Origin of the sequence: Streptomyces sp. NBC_01454 (genome assembly GCF_036227565.1) — a bacterium.
GTDB lineage: Bacteria > Actinomycetota > Actinomycetes > Streptomycetales > Streptomycetaceae > Streptomyces.
Genome location: NZ_CP109461.1, coordinates 246,360 through 260,012, shown reverse-complemented (window position 1 = coordinate 260,012; position 13,653 = coordinate 246,360). Strand labels below are relative to the sequence as shown.

The window sequence follows — 13,653 nt, the reverse complement described above, 5'->3', positions numbered from 1 at the left end:
GAAACGAAGTAAGTGTTTACTTCCCTCATCTGATCGGCCGCCGCGATTGCGAGGAAACACCGTGGGCGAGATTCTCGGAATCGGAGTCACGCATTACCCACCCCTGTCAGGGGTGGACGAAGACATGGCGTGGCTCCTGCGCAACAGCTTGCAAGACCCGCTCGTGCCCGAGCACGCGAAGGACGTGGCTTCGTGGCCGAAGCGGATGAGGGAAGAGTGGGGCTCCGACGAGGGCAGGGCTGCGGCAGCGCGCCACCGCGAGGGTCTGGTGGCTGGGCTGGACCACTGTCGGGCCGAACTCGACGCGTTCAACCCGGACGTCGTTGTGGTTTGGGGCGATGACCAGTACGAGAACTTCCGCGAGGACATCATCCCGCCCTACGCGGTCCTGGCCTATCCCGACATGACGGTCAAGCCGTGGGCCAACATGGCGCACTCGTCGGCGATGGATGACAGGCCGAACGTATGGAATGAGGGCCCTGACACGACCTTCGAGGTGAAGGGAGCGCCCGAGGTTGCACGGTTGCTCGCGAAGCAGCTCCTCGAGCAGGGCATCGACGTCTCGTACGCATACAAGCCCCTTCACCAGGAGGGGTTCGCGCACGCGTTCCTGAACACGCTGCTCTACCTCGACTACCACCGTCGAGGGTTCCCCTACCCGGTCGTTGCGTTCCCGCTGAACTGCTACGGATCCCTCGTTGTCGCGAACAAGGGTTTCACCGTGTCTCTCGGAGAAAAGCCCGAGCAGCTGGACCCGCCGTCGCCGCCGCCGTGGCGGTTCATGGAGGTCGGCCGCGCTGTCGTGCGGGCGCTTGCCGCCACTGACCTGCGGGTTGCGCTCGTCGCGTCGTCAAGTTGGAGCCATGCCTTCAACACAGACAAGACGTGGAGGCTCCAGCCCGACGTTGCCGCCGACCGTGAGCTGTACGACGCGATGGTGAACGGGAAGTACGACGTCTGGCGGGACCGTACCACCGCGGCGATCGAGAACAGTGGCCAGCAGGAACTGCTCAACTGGTACACCCTTGTCGGCGCGATGGAAGAGCTGGGCCACACGAAGCCGGACTGGAGCGTGTTCGAGGAGTCGTACGTCTTCAATTCGTGCAAGGTGTTCGCGGTCTACCGGCCGTGACGTGGTGCGATAGCGTGCGTGAACGGTGACGGCGGACCGACTTATCGGAGAGGCGAGGCACTTGTCGAGTGGGTCTTCGGAGCAAGGTCCTCGGCGCCGGCGGGACGGCGCCGAGACTCGTGAGCGCGTTCTCTCGGCTGCGCTCGACGAGTTCACGGCAAAGGGATACGCGGGTGCCCGGGTCGAGGCCATGGCGGCCCGTGCCGGTGTCAACGTTCGCGCGCTCTATCAGCACTTCGGCAGCAAGGAAGCGCTGTACGAGGCAGTCTTCGGGGACTCGTTCCGTAAGAAGCACAACGCCGTTCTCGACGCGATCGAGGCCGTCGTCGACGACGAGGGACAAGCCGACGAGCTCCTGGGGGCGTTTCACCAGTCCCTGGCCGGCAGCCTCGCCTTCGTCCGGTTGGTCACGTGGGATGCACTGTCGGTGAGCATGGACCGTCCGGGCACTGACGTCATGGCCTCCGCGGTCAGGGCCGATATGTATGTCAGAGAGATCGAGCTGATCCGACAGGCGCAACGCGCCGGGCACATCCCCCCGACGCTCGACGCCGATCTCCTGCTCGTTGCCCTCATGGCACTGGCGATCTTCCCGTCTGCCCTCCGCCCACTCACGCAGGTCATCACCGGACAGTCTCCAGAATCAGCTGCCTTCCGTAAGCGGTACGACGCCTTCCTGGCCGAACTTGGCCGATCGATCCTGGCGAAGCGTACCGACGCAGGCCGCGTCGAAACGCCGGACGCGGAGCGGGATTTGCACCGGACGCTTCGGACTGCAGCCCGGGCACTGTCGAGCGCGGGGCTCGTCACGGCGTACGGGCACTGCTCGATCCGTCGTGACGAGTCCACATTCCTCGTCACGCCCGTCGTCCCGCTCGGGCACATCACGCGACAGCCCGGGATCCTCGTCCCGGTCGAAGGCGAGCTGCCCGACGATGTCCCGGGCGAGGTGCGGATGCACCAAGCGATCTACCGTCGTAGAGCCGACGTAGGCGGAATCGCGAGGGTACTGCCCACCGCGGTGCGGGCGCTGTCGGTTCTGGGCCTCACCGCCCGCCCGCTCGACGGGACCGGCTCGTACTTCGCACCGGGACCGCCGCTGTGGTCCGATCCAGGGCTGGTTCGCACTGCGGAAGCAGCGGACGGGGTGGCGGACACCCTTGGTGACGCGCCGGCGATCGTGCTTCGCGGCAACGGCGCTGTCATTGTGGGAAATTCGCTGCCTCGAGCCGTCGTCCTTGCCCAATTTCTGGAGACCGCCAGCGAGATCGATCTGGCCGTACGGTCGACTGGCAGCGAGGCGATCGAATTCAGTGCGGCGGAGATAGCTGCCAGAGCTGTGTGGGCCGGCAAGATCGAAGAGCGCATGTGGTCACATCTCACTCGAGATGACCCCGAGGCAGGTGGCCCATCGGGGCAGTGACGAGCAGTCCACCTCAGCCTTTACCGCCAAGGTGCTGATTTCTGTGGGGCGGCTCATCTTCCTAGGGACCGACTCTTTGAGCGGGGCCGGCGGCCGTGCCGGACCGGATCACGGGGTCACGAACTGGGCGCCACGGGCGATGAAACGCCTCCAGCGAGACCGGTGCCGGTGACGTGCCTGGTGGCGCGGCAACTGCACCAGCCGAATTCGGCGCCACGAGAAACACAACGGCAGGGCGTCGCTCGCCCAGACCACCGAGGACCGCGGTCGGCAAGGCGCTGTATCACCCTGGCCCAGGTTCTACGATCGTGTCGTATCGAGTGGGAAGACACCCAAGCCAACGCCCATGCGGGCAGTAAGGAGCTCCCATGACAGGCAATGCGGAATCACCAGAGATCGGCCTGACCGTCGACGTGAACGGCGTCGCGACCAACTACCACGATTACGGCTCCGGCCACCCGGTGCTGCTGATCCACGGCTCGGGGCCCGGTGTGTCGGCATGGGCCAACTGGCGCCTTACCATTCCCGAACTTGCCAAACGACATCGCGTCCTCGCCCCCGACATCCTCGGCTTCGGCTACACACAACGCCCCGAAGGAGTGCAGTACGACGCCGAGAACTGGTTGGCCCACCTCGTGGGCTTCCTCGACGCGCTGGGCCTCGAACGGGTATCGATTGTCGGCAACAGCTTCGGCGGATCATTGGCACTGAGGCTTGCCACCCGCCACCCCGATCGGGTGGACCGGCTGGTATTGATGGGCAGCGTCGGCGTGCTGTTCCCCCTCACCCCCGGGTTGGACGCGGTCTGGGGCTACGAACCGTCCGTCGAGAACATGCGTCGTCTGCTCGACGTCTTCGCCTACGACCCACGCTTCGCCACCGACGAGCTCGCCGAGCTTCGATACCGAGCCTCGACCCGCCCTGGTGTCCATGAAGCGTATGCGGCAATGTTCCCCGCGCCACGGCAGGACAAGATCACTGCCATGGCGGTCCCCGAAAGTGACATTGCCGCCCTCCCACACGAAACGCTCATTGTGCACGGGCGCGATGACCAGGTGATTCCGTTGACCACAAGCCGCAGGCTGCTCGAGTTGATCCCCAAGAGCCAACTGCACGTATTCGCTCAGTGCGGGCACTGGGTCCAGATCGAGCACGCCGAAAGCTTCGCCTCCCTCGCGTCTACCTTCCTTTCCGGAGAATTCTGAACACCTACAGAGCGTCGAGTGCCTGTCATTGCGCCGCACCGACGTCGGCGTCCACCGGCGCGTGACCTTATGGCGCCGGATAGCACGTCGCCCTTGCCGGAGCAGACGGCCCGCAGGAACGAGGGGCAACTCCACGCCGACCCACCTGCCCGGACATCTCGGCTCGGCCGGCTAAGAGGAGCTAACAGAATGCTTGGATGCGTCGATAGGTGATGACACAGCAGGCCAGTTTGAGGAATGCCTCGTGGACGTCGTCGCGGATCTCCCAGCGGATTCGCAGCCTGCGAAAGCCGTGAATCCAGGCGTTCGTGCGCTCGACCACCCAGCGGACGGCGCCGAGCCCGGAGCCGTGCGGCACCCCTCGTCGGGCGATGGCCGGCTTGATCCCGCGCTTCCACAGCAGACGGCGGTACTTGTCGAAGTCGTAACCGCGGTCGGCAAACAGCTGCCGGGGCCGGTGGCGAGGTCTGCCGGTGCGGCCCCTGATGTGCGGTATCGCGTCGAGCAGGGGCAGTAACTGGGTGACATCATGCCGGTTGCCACCTGTAAGCGTGATGGCCAGCGGGGTGCCTTGTGCGTCGGTGATCACGTGGTGCTTCGAGCCCGGCCTGGCACGGTCGACCGGACTCGGACCTGTTTTGGGCCGCCCCGACGCGCCTGCCGATGCGACCCGTCGATCACCGCCCGGGACCAGTCCAGCTTTCCCGCCTGGTGCAATTCGGTCAGCAGCACCTGGTGGAGCCGGTCCCATACGCCAGCTTCGTTCCAGTCCCGCAGCCGGCGCCAGCACGTCATCCCCGACCCGAACCCGAGCTCCTGTGGCAACCACTCCCATTGGATGCCGGTATGCAGCACGAACAGGATCCCCTGCAGGCACCGGCGGTCATCCAGCGGCAGACGCCCAGCATTGCGAGATCTGCGCTCACGGACCGGCAACAGAGGCTCGAATCTCGCCCACAAGTCATCCGTCACCAGCCACGGCGGACCCTTCCCCTTCCCCATGACATGTCCAACGAGCCACCAGGAAGCGAGACATGGCGACACAGAAGCTTTCTGTTAGCTCCTCTAAGAGGCAATGCCGTTGTCTTTAGCATTCGATGGCTTGGGCGTACGCTGCTGGGATGCGGCCGACAGCGTCGCGAATGAGAAGGAGTTCGGCCGTCCGGGCAACAGCCACCCATGTCCCGAGGTGCGGCCGGTCGCGGCGCCGGTCACGCTACGAGTCGCTGACCGTACGATCGCCCCGCCGATATCGCCAGGAAGCCTCACCTGCCGGGAAGCGGCTGAGCTGTCCAGATCCACTTTCCGGTGGCCGTGTAGCGGACGCCCCACCGTTGTGAGAGCGCAGCGACCAGTTGCAGCCCCCGCCCTCCTTCATCTGTCTCCAAAGCCCGGCGGATACGGGGCATGGTGAGGCTGCCGTCGGAGACTTCGCAGAGAAGCTCCTCATCACGCAGCAGCCGCAAGTGCAGTGGCCCCTGCGCATGGCGTATGACGTTCCCCACCAGTTCGCTGGCCAGCAGCTCCGTGGTCATCGTCAGATCGTCCAGTCCCCAGGCGGAAAGCTGGTCCCGGATCAATTCGCGAGCCCGGCCTGCGGCCTGTGGGTCCTCCGGGAGCAGCCAAGAGGCCATGTGATCGGCCGGCAACGCGTGGACGCTGGCAACGAGAAGGACAGCGTCATCCCCGCTGGGATGCCCGGCCGGGAGCAGATCGGCGGTCAACGCGCTGCACAGTCGGTGCAAATCTTCGCTCTGGGCCGTGTGCAGAAGCTGCGTGAGTCGGAGCATGCCTTGATCGATGTCGCGTTCAGCCGATTCGACCAGGCCGTCGGTGTACAGCACCAGCAGGCTCTCCGCAGGTAGGTCCAGCTCCATCGTCTCGAACGGCGGTTCCGCAGCGCCTAGCGGCGGATTCCGGGGTACGTCGAGGAAGTGCACAGAGCCGTCGGGATGGACCACTGCTGGTGGTGGGTGGCCAGCGCAAACAATAGTGCAGCTGCGGTCGGTGGAATCATAGAGTGCGTACAGGCAGGTGGCGTACGAGTCCTCCCCGAGGCCGCTGACGATGTCGTTGAGATGTCCCATGATCTCTTCGGGAGGAAGCTCGAGGGCGGCGAGAGTGTGGACTGCAGTACGCAGTCGGCCCATGGTGGTGGCCTCGGACAGGCCATGCCCCATTACGTCGCCGATGACGAGTGCGACTCGCGCCGCCGAGAGTGGGATGACGTCGTACCAGTCACCTCCCACATCCATATCCTGCTCGCCAGGGATATAGCGTGCGGCGATCGTGCATGCGGACAGGTCGGGGAGCTCCTGGGGGAGCAGGCTCCGCTGCAGTTCCCTGGACCGGGTGTGCTCGGCGTCGTAGAGTCGCGCCCTCTCAAGGGCATGGGCAACCAGTGCGGTGACTCCCGTCAGTAGGGCGCACTCGTCCTCGCTGAATACCCGGGGTTGGTCGAAGGCCAGGACGCAGACGCCGAAGGTGTGTCCGGACGCGGCCAGAGGCACAAACGCCCATGCTTGCTGGTTGGGCTCCCGCAGGTGTTCTGCTGCCTGCGGGTAGCGCGCCAAGAACTCCTGGGTCGAGGAGATGAGGACCGGCTCTTTGGTCAGCACCGCGTCCCAGACAGGCTCGCAGGGCGCCATCGTGTAACTTGCCCCCCGGTCGAGGGAGGCTAGAGGCCGACCGGCTTCACCGATGTCATACAGCTGATCGCCCTCGATGATCTGCATTTTGACGCCCGTGACTCCGTACGGCAGAACCCGCTGGGCGAGGGCATCGACCACGTCGCGCGCTGTCGTCGCTTTGGCGAGCGCCGCTGTCAGCTCGGAGATCCAAGCGCCGCGTTCAGCGGCGATCTGTGCAGCCTCGGACCGCTCGGCTTCGTAGCGAAGGGTCTCGGTGACATCCGTGAAGTAGACGGCGCGTGCGCCCCGCCCTGGGACGAGCCGCAGATGGTAGTCGCGTTCCGAATCTGGCATCCGAACGTCGAAGCCGACAGGCGCATCCCTGGCGGCAGCCTCGCGGAACGCGGTTTCAAGGGTCGTCATCTTTTGCAGCGGGGACAGCTCCCACAGGACGCGGCCACGCAGTTCCTCCTCTGAAGCGCCCAGAATGTGTTCCGCTTCCTCGTTCACAAAGGTGAGCCGCCATTCACCGTCCACCGAGAGGAACCCGTCGTGCATATGGCGCACGGCGCGGCCCAGGGCGTCCAAGGCGGATCGGGACTCGCTGCTGTCCCAAACGGTGCCGACCAGTCGGATGGCTTGCCCCTGGTCGTCCAGCACGACGGTGCCGCGGACACGTATCCAGGCATACAGGCCGCCGCGCCGCCGGGTCCGGTACTCGGCCTCGTACAGATTGCGTTTTTGGATCACCGTCTCGACAGCGGCCAGCGTCCGCGGCAGGTCGTCGGGGTGGATGGACTCCAGCCACGTCTCGACTCGCGGCACAAAGCCGACCGGATCGACGCCGTGGAGGACCATGCATGCCTCGTCCCAGAGCATCTCGCCAGTGCGGAGGTCGACGTCCCATGAGCCGACCTCGACGGCCTTGAGCACCTGCCGGAGATCGCTTCCGTCCGAGCGGAACCGTTGGGCGGGGGGTGGCCCCTGTCCCAGTTGCTGCTCGACCCACACAGCCACGGCATGGAGAAAGTCCCACTGCTCCTGCGACGGTCCGCCATGAGCGCCGGTCAGGACCGTGAGCGATCCTGTCACCCTGCCGCCCCTGTGCAGAGGGACAGCGGCGGCCCCGCTGCCGAGCCGGTCGTCCAGCGATCGGCCGGCGGAGTGAGCAAGCTCCCGGGATGGAGCGGTGGGCAGCCACACGCCATCGCCCTCGCGGACGGCGCGTGCGGGAACCGGCTCGTCCTCCAGGTCAATGATCTCCCAGGATTGGCGCAGCACCGGATGCAGTCCGACCGAAGACACCAGACGCAGCCTGGCGGGGGGAGCGCACAGGTGTATTGCTCCACCAAAGCCATCGAGTCCGGCCACGGCGTGCAGAAGAGCCAGTCCGAAGGCATCACCCTCCGTGATGTCTTCGGAACTGGCAAGCGCATCCAGTCGCGCTTTCATATGCAAAATATTACCAACTTCGTCGGTCACTCCTTCGTGTGTGGGCTGCCAAACATGTCGGGCTTCTGCATGCCTGATCCGTGGCAGTCCCATAACGAGTCATGAACGGCTTCATCTACTGACTCATCGGCGATCACCGGTGTCAAATGGACTCATCACCGGCCGGCCGATACAGGGGATCTTGCCGGGATCCAGCACGACCGGTCCGGAGTCCGGGGTGAACAGATCGTGCGCTTGCCGGGAAACGTTCGCGGCACGAACCCGCCGTTTCGAACCTCAGCAGTCCCAAAGATCTCTGGTGCCGATCTCGATCGCGGCCTGGTTGTCCATCCGCGCCGCGGTATCCATGCCCTCGCCAACCTCACTGTGCGTTCTCTTCCGGCGCAATCTGCATCACCACTGCCTTGGGCTCGGTGAAGAACTCACGGCTGAAGGTGCCTCCCCCGCGCCCTATTCCGGAGTCACCGACGCCGCCGAAGGGCGCCCGCAGGTCCCGTACGAAAAAGCAGTTGACCCAGACGGTTCCCGCACGCAGTGCGGCCGAGACGCGGTGTGCGCGATGCAGGTTCTCGGTGAACAACATGGCGTTGAGGCCGTACAGCGTGTCATTGGCCAGGTCGACCACCTCGGCCTCGGTGGTAAAGGGGATCACCACGACGACGGGGCCGAAAATCTCCTCGCGGGTGTGCCGGGCGTTCTGGCCCATGCCGGTGATCACCGTGGGGCGTACCGTCCAGCCGTCGTCGCGACCACCGGCTCGCAACGTGCCTCCCTGCTCCGCAACGGTGTCCACGTAACCGGTGACCTTCGCGTGGTGCTCCGCGGAGGCGAGCGGCCCGATCTGGGTTGTCTCGTCCATGGGGTCGCCGATGACCATGGCGTCGGCCGCTGCGATGAACCGGGTGAGGAACTCGTCGTAGATCTCCCGCTGGACGTACAGCCGAGAGCCTGCGAGACAGACCTGGCCCGAGTTGGTGAACACTGCCCGGATCGACCACTCGACCGCGTTGTTCAGGTCGGCATCGGCGAAGACCAAGTTGGCGCCCTTGCCTCCGAGTTCAAGGCTGACAGGGGTGAGGTTGCGGGCTCCTGCCTCGGCGATGATGCGGCCGGTGCCCGACTCGCCCGTGAAGGTGATCCGGTCCACGGCCGCATTCTCGGTGAGGGCCTGGCCCGCCGAGTCAGGTCCGTAGCCGTGGACGACGTTGAACACGCCGGGCGGCATTCCTGCTTCGAGCGCCAGCCGGGCCATCAGGGTGGCGGAGACGGGGGTGTCCTCGGCGGGCTTGAGTACCACGGTGTTGCCCCAGGCGAGCGCGGGCGCGATCTTCCAGGACTCCAGCATCATCGGGAAGTTCCACGGCGCGATCGCGGCCACAACCCCTGCCGGGTCGAAACGGGCGTAGGCATGGTGGCCGGTGTCCATCGAATAAGCCTCGGAGGTGGACAGCCGTGCGTGGTCAGCGAAGAACCGGAAGTTCGCGGCCGTGCGGGGTACATCGTTGCCACGGGACTGGGCGATCGGCTTGCCCATGTCCCGGGTGTCCGCCAGACCGAGGTCGTCGGCGTGTGCCTCGATCAGGTCGGCCAGGCGGTGCAGGATACGGCCTCGCTCGGCTGCGCCCATCCGCGGCCACGGGCCTGAGTCGAAAGCCCGGCGGGCGGCGGCCACCGCACGGTCTGCGTCGGAGCTGTCGCCGAGCGCGATCTCCGCCCAGGCCTGACGGGTGTATGGATCAACGGTGTTGAAGGTGGCGTCCGAGGCAGCGGCCACCTCCTTGCCGTCGATCACGTGGCCGTAGAGCTCCATCAGATCGGTCCTTCCGCGAACCGGCTTGCCGTCTCGCGTTCGGCGACGGTGACATCGCCGGCCGCCCAGTGCGTCTTCGGTAGCTCCCGAACGGCGACTTGAACGCTCTGCTGCGGCACGCCCAGTGCCTTGACGACTCCCTCGGTCAGCTCGGGGATGAGCGAGCGGATTCCGTCCGGTGTACGGCCGCCGACCAGGATCGCTTCGATCAGCGGCATGTCAGCCTCCTGTCAGATGGAGCGAACCGAGGTGGGTGAAGTGGACCGCGATGGTGGTGCCGGGCGGTACGGGGACCGCGTCGGTCATGCCGCCGGTCAGCACCAGCCAGCCAGGTTCGATCGCAACGCCTCGGCGGGCGAGGTCGTTGGCTGCCAAAGCCAGTGCCTCAGCCGGATGCCCCAGAACGGCGGCGCCGGTGGCACTGTCGGTGACTTGGCCGTCGACCTCGACCAGGCAGGCCTCCATCGTGAGGTCGATCTTCTCGGGCGGCTGGGCGACGGGGCCGGTGACGAAACGGCCGGAGGAGCAGTTGTCGGCGACCACGTCGGGCAGTGTGAAGCGGAAGCCCCGGTAGCGGCTGTCGATCAGTTCGATGCCTCCGTGCACGGAGCCGACTGCGGCCAGGGCCGTTGCCGCAGTGACACCGGGACCAGCGAGCCTGTCCTTCATGACGAACACGATCTCGGGTTCCGCTCGTGGGTGGATCAGCCCGTCCTTCGGAACCGGGGAGCCCGTCGGCAGCAGCATGGCGTCGGTCAGCCAAGCCGTGAGCGGTGTGGCAATGCCCATCCGCTCCTGCTTGGCCCGCGAGGTCAGGCCGAGCTTGACACCGACGAGCTTCTCGCCGCGCTCCAGCCTGCGGCGGAGTGCTTCGTCCTGAACCGCGTACGCGGTGGCCAGGTCGAGTTCGGGCCACTCGTCGGTGAGCGGGGTGCGGTCGGTGCGGTTGTCTTCTGCTTCCAGCAGGGCAGCGGCGGCGTGGGCGATGTTCCGGGTCATCGATCGGCCCCCGCCTTCTCGCGCTCTTCAGCGAGCCGCAGAGCGATGTCAATGATCATGTCTTCCTGGCCACCTACGTAGCCGGCTTCGCCCACCTGCTCGAGGATCTCGTGGGCGGGCACGCCGTAGCGTTCCGAGGCACGTTCGGCGTGCAACAGGAAGCTGGAGTAGACGCCCGCATAGCCCTGCACGATCGAAGAGCGGTCCATCCATGGCAGCCGCGGGATGAAGGGCTTGACCACGTCCTGGGCGGCAGCCAGTGCCAGATCGACGTCGACGCCGGTGGGAATTCCCATGCGCTCGAAGGTGGCCGCAAGCACTTCGGTCGGTGAGTTTCCGGCTCCGGCGCCGAGCGCGCACAGAGCGCCGTCGATCTGCTGGGCGCCGCCCTGGTAGGCGAGCACGGAGTTGGCAACGCCGAGGGAGAGATTCTGGTGGCCGTGGAAGCCGACCTGGGCCTCGTGTCCGATCTCCTTGACCAAGGCCTGGACGCGGGCTTGTGCATCTGCGAGCACCAGGGCTCCGGCGGAGTCGACGACGTACACGCACTGGGCGCCGGCGTCGACCATGATCCGGGCCTGCTTGGCGAGTTCGTCCGGGCCGATGCGGTGCGAGAGCATCAGGAAGCCGACCGTCTCCATGCCGAGCGCCCGTGCGGCAGTGAAGTGCTGGACGGAGGTGTCGGCTTCGGTGCAGTGGGTGGCGATGCGGGCCACACTCGCGCCGACGGCGTGGGCGCGCTTCAGCTCGGTGACCGTGCCGACGCCGGGCAGCATCAGGACGGCGATCTTCGCGCGGGTGGCTTCGTCGACGGCGGCCCCGATCAGCTGGATCTCGTCGACCTTGGAGAAGCCGTAATTGAAACTTGAGCCGCCGAGGCCGTCGCCGTGGGCCACTTCGATGACCTCGACACCCGCGTTGTCCAGGGCGTGGACGACGCCGCGTACCTGTTCCTCGGTGAACTGGTGCCGCATCGCGTGCGAGCCGTCCCTGAGGGTCGAATCGGTGATGCGCAGCTTGCGCGGAGCATCGGTCGTTTCGGGAGTCATGAGTTCACCGCCGTGGTCTTCGCGTCCGCCAGCAGCTCGCCTACGCGAGCGGCCGCGGCCGTCATGATGTCCAGATTCCCTGCCCAGGGCGGCAGATAGTCGCCCCGGCCGCGCACCTCGAGGAAGACGGCCACCCGGGCCTGGTCCTTCCATTCAGGGCGCGGGTCGTCGAACTGCGGGTCGGCGCGCAGGGTGTAGCCGGGTACGTATTCGGCGACTTCGCTGACCATCCGGACGATGGACTCGCTGATCGCGTCGCGGTCGGAGTCCTGCGGAATCGCGCAGAAGACCGTGTCGCGCATGATCATGGGAGGCTCGACCGGGTTCATGATGATCACGGCTTTGCCCTTGCGGGCGCCGCCGACCTGCTCGATGGCGTGCGCCGTGGTCTCGGTGAACTCGTCGATGTTCGCGCGGGTGCCGGGTCCGGCCGACCGGGATGCGATCGAGGCAACGATCTCGGCGTACTCGACGGGCACTACGCGGGAAACGGCGTGCACGATCGGGACGGTGGCCTGTCCGCCGCAAGTGATCATGTTGATGTTGGGGGCGTGCAGATGCTCGCGCAGGTTCACGGGCGGGCAGACGAACGGGCCCACGGCAGCAGGGGTCAGGTCGATCGCTTGGATGGAGGCCTCGGCGTACCGCGGTGCGTTGGCGATGTGGGCCTTGGCCGACGTAGCCTCGAAGACGATCTCCGGCACTTCGTCGCGGGACAGCAGCCAGTCGACTCCTTCTGCGGATGTCTCCACACCAAGCTTCGCCGCTCGGGCAAGTCCGTCAGAGGCGGGGTCCACGCCGACCATGTACTGCACGTCGACCGTCTCGCTGTGCAGCAGCTTGGCGAGTAGATCGGTTCCAATGTTGCCGGGGCCGACGATGGCCGCGGTCGCCTTGCTCATGTGGTCTCCTCGGTGAAACGCGCTGTGACGCTGCCGAGCCCGGCGAAGGCTGCGGTGACGGTGTCACCTGCGGCGACGGGCACGGACGCGGTGATGGAGCCGGGCAGTACTACGTGTCCCGCCTCCAGCACCACGCCGCGGGCGCCGACAGTGTTGGCCAGCCACACCAGCGAGGTCAGGGGGGACCCGAGCACCGCGCCACTCGCGCCGGTCCCCACGAGTTCAGCGTTGCGGTGCAAGGTGCATCCCGCGAGCCGCAGGTCCACGTCGGCGAGCGGGGAGGGGGAGCTGCCCAGGACGACTCCGCCGGACGAAGCGTTGTCGGCGATAGTGTCGATGATCCCGATCTGCCAGTCGCGGATGCGTGAGTCGATGAGTTCCAGCGCAGGCAGGACGAAGTCGACTGCCGCGGCGGCCTCGGCCACGGTGACGCCCGGGCCGGCCAGTGGTCGTTTGAGTACGAACGCAATCTCCGGCTCCACGCGCGGCTGCAGGAACCGTGACGCCGGTACGGGCGCGTTCTCCAGCCAGAACATGTCGTCGAGCAGGTGGCCGTAGTCGGGCTGATCCACACCCAGCTGGCGCTGCATGGCGGGTGAGGACAGGCCGACCTTGTGCCCCTTGATCCGGGCGCCGGCCTCCAGCCTGCGGCGGATCTGCAGCAGCTGGATTTCGTAGGCGTCGGCCAGGGTGAGGCCCTGGTACTTGGCCGCCGGCGGTTCGACAGGGACCCGAGTGTCATAGGCGGCGAACAGGGTCTCCGCCACCTCGGCCAGAGCCACGTCGGTCATGCCGGCACCCCCTCGTCCTGCTCCGCCGGGTGGGCGATCAGGTCCGTCATTGGCGCTCTCCGATCGGATCAGTTGATGTGCACGCCGGACCGGCCCGGCCATCCACTGCGCAAACTGTGTGCACTTTCGTGGGTCGAAGTCAACCCTTGGTCGACCTATTGACTCTCCGCGAAACTGTATGCACTCTGGGGGTCATGGCCGATCAGGGGCGCTTTTATCGTGGAGCCTCCAAATGATAGGGCAGCCAACTATTTCGAGCT

At 66.3% G+C, this 13,653-nt stretch carries 11 protein-coding genes; 3 read left to right on the top strand and 8 right to left on the bottom strand.

Annotation, left to right across the window (positions count from 1 at the left end):
* Positions 1–61: 61 nt before the first annotated feature.
* From OIU81_RS37870 to OIU81_RS37860, 3 genes are all read left to right on the top strand, one after another.
* Entirely contained in the window at positions 62–1,132 is a 1,071-nt protein-coding gene (locus tag OIU81_RS37870; RefSeq protein WP_329142587.1) for an extradiol ring-cleavage dioxygenase, read from the top strand.
* A 25-nt stretch (positions 1,133–1,157) separates the two neighbouring features.
* The gene (locus OIU81_RS37865; RefSeq protein WP_329142588.1) at positions 1,158–2,555 is read left to right on the top strand and encodes a class II aldolase/adducin family protein; all 1,398 of its coding nucleotides are present in this window, start codon (positions 1,158–1,160) and stop codon (positions 2,553–2,555) included.
* A gap of 368 nt (positions 2,556–2,923) precedes the next feature.
* Positions 2,924–3,760, top strand: coding sequence for an alpha/beta fold hydrolase (locus OIU81_RS37860; protein ID WP_329142589.1), 837 nt, complete (start codon positions 2,924–2,926; stop codon positions 3,758–3,760).
* 181 nt (positions 3,761–3,941) lie between these two features.
* On the opposite strand, the gene OIU81_RS37855 is transcribed toward OIU81_RS37860, so the two are convergent.
* From OIU81_RS37855 to OIU81_RS37820, 8 genes are all read right to left on the bottom strand, one after another.
* A protein-coding gene (locus OIU81_RS37855) for an IS5 family transposase (RefSeq protein ID WP_329142590.1) occupies positions 3,942–4,762 on the bottom strand; the annotation gives its coding sequence in 2 pieces (ribosomal slippage) (positions 3,942–4,399 and positions 4,399–4,762; 822 coding nt in all).
* 263 nt (positions 4,763–5,025) lie between these two features.
* Positions 5,026–7,872 carry a SpoIIE family protein phosphatase gene (locus OIU81_RS37850; protein ID WP_329142591.1) on the bottom strand — a complete coding sequence of 949 codons (2,847 nt, stop codon included), beginning with the start codon at positions 7,870–7,872 and terminating at the stop codon, positions 5,026–5,028.
* Between the two features lie 331 nt (positions 7,873–8,203).
* Positions 8,204–9,652, bottom strand: a complete 1,449-nt coding sequence (locus tag OIU81_RS37845) for an aldehyde dehydrogenase (RefSeq protein WP_329142592.1) — start codon at positions 9,650–9,652, stop codon at positions 8,204–8,206.
* The gene (locus tag OIU81_RS37840) at positions 9,652–9,870 is read right to left on the bottom strand and encodes a tautomerase family protein (RefSeq protein ID WP_329142593.1); all 219 of its coding nucleotides are present in this window, start codon (positions 9,868–9,870) and stop codon (positions 9,652–9,654) included. The genes OIU81_RS37845 and OIU81_RS37840 overlap by 1 nt, the downstream gene beginning before the upstream one ends.
* Position 9,871: 1 nt before the next feature.
* Positions 9,872–10,651: a 2-keto-4-pentenoate hydratase gene (locus tag OIU81_RS37835; protein WP_329142594.1), complete on the bottom strand. Its 780-nt coding sequence runs from the start codon at positions 10,649–10,651 to the stop codon at positions 9,872–9,874.
* Complete coding sequence (dmpG, locus tag OIU81_RS37830) at positions 10,648–11,700, bottom strand: 4-hydroxy-2-oxovalerate aldolase (protein WP_329142595.1); 1,053 nt, start codon at positions 11,698–11,700, stop codon at positions 10,648–10,650. Before dmpG ends, OIU81_RS37835 begins: the two co-directional genes overlap by 4 nt.
* Entirely contained in the window at positions 11,697–12,602 is a 906-nt protein-coding gene (locus OIU81_RS37825) for an acetaldehyde dehydrogenase (acetylating) (protein WP_329142596.1), read from the bottom strand. The genes dmpG and OIU81_RS37825 overlap by 4 nt, the downstream gene beginning before the upstream one ends.
* Complete coding sequence (locus OIU81_RS37820) at positions 12,599–13,393, bottom strand: 2-keto-4-pentenoate hydratase (RefSeq protein WP_329142597.1); 795 nt, start codon at positions 13,391–13,393, stop codon at positions 12,599–12,601. Before OIU81_RS37820 ends, OIU81_RS37825 begins: the two co-directional genes overlap by 4 nt.
* Between the last annotated feature and the right edge of the window lie 260 nt (positions 13,394–13,653).